The sequence below is a fragment of the Paenibacillus sp. 598K genome (assembly GCF_003851045.1).
GTDB lineage: Bacteria > Bacillota > Bacilli > Paenibacillales > Paenibacillaceae > Paenibacillus_D.
Genome location: NZ_BFBX01000070.1, coordinates 73,614 through 78,934, shown reverse-complemented (window position 1 = coordinate 78,934; position 5,321 = coordinate 73,614). Strand labels below are relative to the sequence as shown.

At 60.5% G+C, this 5,321-nt stretch carries 4 protein-coding genes; all 4 read right to left on the bottom strand.

The window, feature by feature from the left end; all coding sequences use genetic code 11:
• Positions 1 to 130: 130 nt before the first annotated feature.
• Positions 131 to 1,042 carry a carbohydrate ABC transporter permease gene (locus tag PA598K_RS20080; RefSeq protein ID WP_128658673.1) on the bottom strand — a complete coding sequence of 304 codons (912 nt, stop codon included), beginning with the start codon at positions 1,040 to 1,042 and terminating at the stop codon, positions 131 to 133.
• Position 1,043: 1 nt separating this feature from the next.
• Positions 1,044 to 1,922, bottom strand: coding sequence for a carbohydrate ABC transporter permease (locus tag PA598K_RS20075; protein ID WP_128658672.1), 879 nt, complete (start codon positions 1,920 to 1,922; stop codon positions 1,044 to 1,046).
• Positions 1,919 to 4,114 carry a DUF5696 domain-containing protein gene (locus tag PA598K_RS20070; protein WP_128658671.1) on the bottom strand — a complete coding sequence of 732 codons (2,196 nt, stop codon included), beginning with the start codon at positions 4,112 to 4,114 and terminating at the stop codon, positions 1,919 to 1,921. The genes PA598K_RS20075 and PA598K_RS20070 overlap by 4 nt, the downstream gene beginning before the upstream one ends.
• Positions 4,107 to 5,321: YIP1 family protein (locus PA598K_RS20065; protein ID WP_185602122.1), on the bottom strand; the 1,215-nt coding region annotated here is incomplete at its 5' end. The genes PA598K_RS20065 and PA598K_RS20070, both read right to left, overlap by 8 nt.

Below are 5,321 nucleotides of genomic sequence, written 5' to 3'. Positions count from 1 at the left end.
CGCTGTCCCCGGATTTCAACAGCTTCTGCTATGAGACAATCAGGAAATCCGGGGACAACAGCGATCGGAAGCCCCCTCTCCTCGCAACGCCACGCAAGTAACGTGTATTCGGGAGCGCCCCTACTAGCCCTCACTCGACAATACCCGACCTCTCAACGCCCCTCATAAACCATTTCTGGACAATCAGGTAGAGCAGCATAGGCGGCAAAATGACATAAAAGCTCGCGGCCATCTTCATCGATTCGTTGTTGACATACCCTCCGCTGCTGTACATCCGCTCCAGGTCCTGATAGAGACTGTCGAGCGCAAAGGAAAGCGGCGTGAACTCGCCCCGCAGGAACAGCCCGGTCAGATACGTCTCGTTCCAGTGCCAGACGAAGGAGAAGATAAAGACGACGATGATCGCCGGCTTGGCCATCGGCAGCATCAGCTTGAGGAAGATACGCAGCGGTCCTGCGCCGTCGAGATGCGCCGCCTCCTCATAAGCCTTGGGCACCGTAAGGAAAAACTGGCGAAACAGGATGACGAACAGCGTCCCGCGAATGCCGTGTCCGAACAGCGCCGGCAGCACGATCGCTGCGGGCGAGCCGAGCAGCCCGAGCTTGCTGAACAGGATGTATAACGGCAGCGTCAGCGTCGCTGGCGGCACCAGGAAGCAGACGATAAGGACGCCGAACAGCACGCTGCGCCCCGGAAATCTGAACCTGGCGAAGCCGTAGCCCGCCACAGAGCAAGAGACGACGTGGAAGATCGCGCCGAGCCCGGCGATGAGCATACTGTTGGCGAAGGTCTCGGGGAAGCGGATGCCGAACCACGCCTGCCGCAGGAACGTCAGGTCGATCGAGCGCGGAATCCACCTCACCGTCGGATCGAGCAGATCCGCCGTGCTCTTCACCATCGTGGAGAGCATATGGAGCAGCGGATTCAGATAGAGAAACACGATGTTGATCAGCACGAAGTAAATGAGCAGCACCTTCAAGACGCCCAGCTTCTCCCCGTTGCCGAGCAGCGCGCTTTGGGCCGTTCTCAGCCATCTGGGCATGTCACCCCCTCCTTCGGTTGCGGCTGGCTCTCCGGAATACGGCGAGCACGAGCAGGATGAGTACAAAGATAAGGATGAAGTAGATAAGCGCAATGGCGCTAATGTAACCGAAGCCCGCCGTATTCATGCTGCCCACGATATAAGCCATGACGCCGCTGAACGGAAAGGTCGACATGTCGACGATCGTAAAAATCGTATTGAGCAAAATAAACGGCGCCAATCCGGGCAGCGTAATCTTCCAGAGCGTCATCCACGCCGTCGAGCCGTCGATGCGCGCCGCCTCGTACACCTGAGAGCCGATCGTCTGGAAGCCGATCAGGAACATGAGCACCTGCACGCCGGAGTACCACAATATAATGACCAGCATGTCCAGCACCTGGATGAGCGGATCGGCAAGCGCCTTCGGAAAGTTCGTCAGGATGAACCCGGCGATGTTGTACTGCTCCAGGATCGTCAGCCCGCCCGCTCCCTGGAAAAACAACTGATTGAGCACCGTACCCGTAGAGAAAATAACCGGCAGGAAGAAAAATGCCCGGAACACGCTTCTCCCCGGAAACCTCACATGCAGCAGCACCGAGACAAACAAGGCAAATAAAATAATAAGCGGGATCGCAATGAGCATCCTTACGATTTCCTCGACCAAAATAATCGGGAACTGGTTGTCCTTCAAAAACGCATGCGTCATGTTCTCAAAGCCGACCCAGTTCATCTGCAAACCCAGATTCGTAATACGAACATCGTTGAAGCTCATATAGATCGTAAACAGCAGCGGATAGGCGACGAAGATCCCGAGTCCGATCAGCCAAGGCGCGATAAACAGATACCCGGTCAGCGCCTCGCGACCGTTAATGGACAGCTTGCCGCGCGTGCTCCTCTTCATGCCCCGTCCCCCTTCGCCACGGCATAATCGCCGGGACCGACCGCAAGCGTACCCGCTGTGTGCAGCCGTCCCGTATAGTTGACTACGATCCGCGTCCCGTCCTCATATATCGTCTCGTACACGCCCGGCGCGAGCTGCCGGTGATCGACGATAAACTGACTCGCTAGCGGCTCGAGCGCCGCCTTCAGCTCGGCGTACTGTTGCTGTACTCGCTCCTGCCAGATCCGGAACTCGCTGCTGTAGATCCCGTCGCTGAGCGTATGCTTCAGTCGGGCAGGATCGTCGTAGGTGAGCAAGTACGACGGCAACGCGCCGTATTCGAGCGTCTGCAGGAAGGCGGTCTGCGCCTCTTCCTGCACGTTGATCGGGATGCCGGCGTAGGATACGAGTCCATGGAGCGCGATCGGATAGAACGGCACCTTGACGCTCGCAAGTCTGTCGTAGCTCGTGTCGAACGGCAAGCTGCCGATATGGTCGGCATACGGCAGCGTATACGCATGGCCGTGCTCGACTCTCGCCGCGCCCAGACGCTCGGCGGTCTCTGCCAGCATCGCGCCGTACACCGCTGCCGTCTCCCGCCGCGAGAGAGGCGCCTCCAGCGTCTCGTCGGCCTGCAGACGCTCGCCCAGCCCTTCATGATAGATGCCGTCCGCGCCGAGCTCGCGATATTCGTCGAGACTGTCTCTCATGTAGCGCCAGGACAAGTAAGGCTTCGGCGTATATTCCGTTACGCCCAGCTCCAGTCCCTCCGAGACGACCTTGCCGTTGTAGTCCCGGATCGCATCGCGCTTCGGCTCGAAGCCGCTGCCGGTGCTGTACGCCGTCGCGAAGTTATCGCCCAGATACAGCTTGCCGTCTCGCGCGTGCACGGCTTCCGCCAGCGCGGCAAGCCCGTCCGCCCCTCCGAGCTGCGCGCTCGGCGGCAGACGCTCCGGCGTAGCCTGGAGGTAGCCCTTATGCTCCCATCCCTTGTAGGTCACATCGATCGGCCCCGTCCCTGCCTCGCTCAGCGCGCGTACCATCTCGCTCGCCTGCGCGAAGGTCGTCACCGGCACCTGCCTTCTGCCGAGCAAAGCCTTCTCGCGGTCGCCGCCCATGACGTACAGGTCGAGCGGATAGGCCGGCTGCGTCTGGCGATCCAGCCCCTTGGCCTCCATCAGGTAGCGACGATAGACGCCGGCCATGCCGGCATAGTCCGCCTCGTCGCCGGAGAGCAGATAATAGCGGAGCCGTCTGTCCTCGCGCGTCCTCGCCTCCTGGAACATCTGGAACCCCTCTCCGAACAGGCTGGTCAGCTTGAAGTAGTCCTGCCGATAGACGAAGGGCGACGTCACCCAGTTGAAGGTGGTGTACATGCCGCCCGGCGTCGCCACGACGCGGGCCGTATACTCGCCCTCGTCGATGATGCCGACGAAGCCATGCTCGCCGCTGGCCATCCCGAATACCGGATACAGCACATCCTCCTCGTAGATCGGGCCCGATGCGTACTGGATCGAATACGAGGTCGTCGGGTCGAACGGGATAAGCGCGCCGATCCCGTCCGGCACGAACATATAGCCGGTATGGCTCGCACCCTGCAGCGCCCCGAACATCGGCAGCGCCCACAGGCGGACCAGCCGGGCATTGCCCGACTCGCGGATCCGGTCATCCGGGATCGTCACCTCCAGATACTCGTCCGTCAGCCGGAGCAGGTACGAAAATTGCAGGTCGATCTTTTGCAGGTCGTACGCGATCTCGACCCCTCCGTCCAGCTCGTGGAAGGTTACCTTGGTGTCCAGATCGGCCGCACTCGCCGAGATGACCTCCGTAGCGATGCCTGTCAGATCGAGATACTCGACGATAAACGGCGATTCGAGCGCGCGGCGCCAGTACCCCTGAACCTGCTCGAGCGCCATCGCCTCCTGCTGCGGATTGCTGTACCAGGCATACCCGCTGCCCCGCTCGCTCACCCGCAGCTGCCCTTGGCTATTCACAGCCAGCGCCAGCCGGTCATTCTCGGTAACTGATCCAAACACGCTCCCCATCGAGAGCGGCGAACCGGCAGGAGCGGTCTGCCTTGGAGCGACGCTGTCGGCGAGCGAGGGCAGCTCGCTCCCTTGCTCTCTGCCGGGGAGCAGCGCGAGGATCGCCAGGATCACGACGGCCAGGAGGAGCGCTCCCAGGGCCAGCTTCTTATTGCTATATCTACGCACGGAACTTCAGCTCCTCCATCACCTGGGTTATAAAGTCGAACAACTGCACATTCATGCCGAAGAAAATAAACAGCAGCACCCATACGGCGGCGGCAAACAGCACCGTCAGCACGATATTGCGCAGCGCCTCGCCCAGATCGAAATTATGAATCTCCTTGACGCAGACGATGAGCAGGAACCCCGTCCAGCAGAGGAGCCCGATGTTCATAAAGCTGTAAATCGCCTGCTCGCCCAGCGTCAGCCCGTTAGAGACGATCGTCAACGGCAGGATCAGCAAGGCATAAGGCGCCAGCGTATAGCTGCTGCCGATCACCACGTCCACGAACTTGCCCTGCCCCTGGAAGATCGAGCTGATGAGATAATTACACACGACCCACGTCCCGAATGCGACGACCAGCACCAGCAGCGTGACGAGCGGATTGACCTCATTGATCTGGCGCGGATGAAAGATAAAGCTGCGCAGCAGCTCCGAGGCGATAAGCGCGACATAGAGCAGCGCCAGCAAGCAGCCGGAGGCGATCAGCCCGGCGCGACGATTGAAGCGCAGCTCGCCGAAGCCATCGACCGGATGCTTCATGAGCCGGAACACCCCTCTGAGCTGGCGTACCGCCGCCCTATCGCCCCAGTGGCCGAGCGCCGAGACGATGCGGCGTCTCAGCAGCCGCCGCACCGCCCATACCCCCACGAGCAGGCCTGTCAGCGCGAGCACAATCGTGCCGAAGTGGCGCTGCATATAATTGAGCCGCACCTGCCAAAACGCCTTGGAATAATCGGCCGCTGCATTGGCCGCCTTGAAATACGCCAGCGACTGCGCCCATAACCCTTGACTGTAGTATGACTTGCCGATCCCCAAATGGGCCATATCGTACTTGCTGTTCAGCTCTAGCACCTCGCTCCAGAGGCTTTCGCTCTCGCGATACTTGCCGTCTTGCGTCAGCCGCTTCGCCGCCAGCACCTTAAGCGCAAAATCGGACGGCTTGTACACGTACACGACATCGGCGCCGCTGTCCGCGACATACAGCTTGCCGCCCGAGTCGACAGCGATTGCCTTCGGCTGATCCAGCAGCCCCAGCTTACGGAAGCCTTCGTCCTTGCCGCCAAAAGCGAACAGAATCTCGCCGTCGCCATCATACTGGTAGATGACGCCGGACTGGCTGTCGACGGCCGTGATGATGCCGTTGGCATCGACAGCCAGGTCGGTGAACAG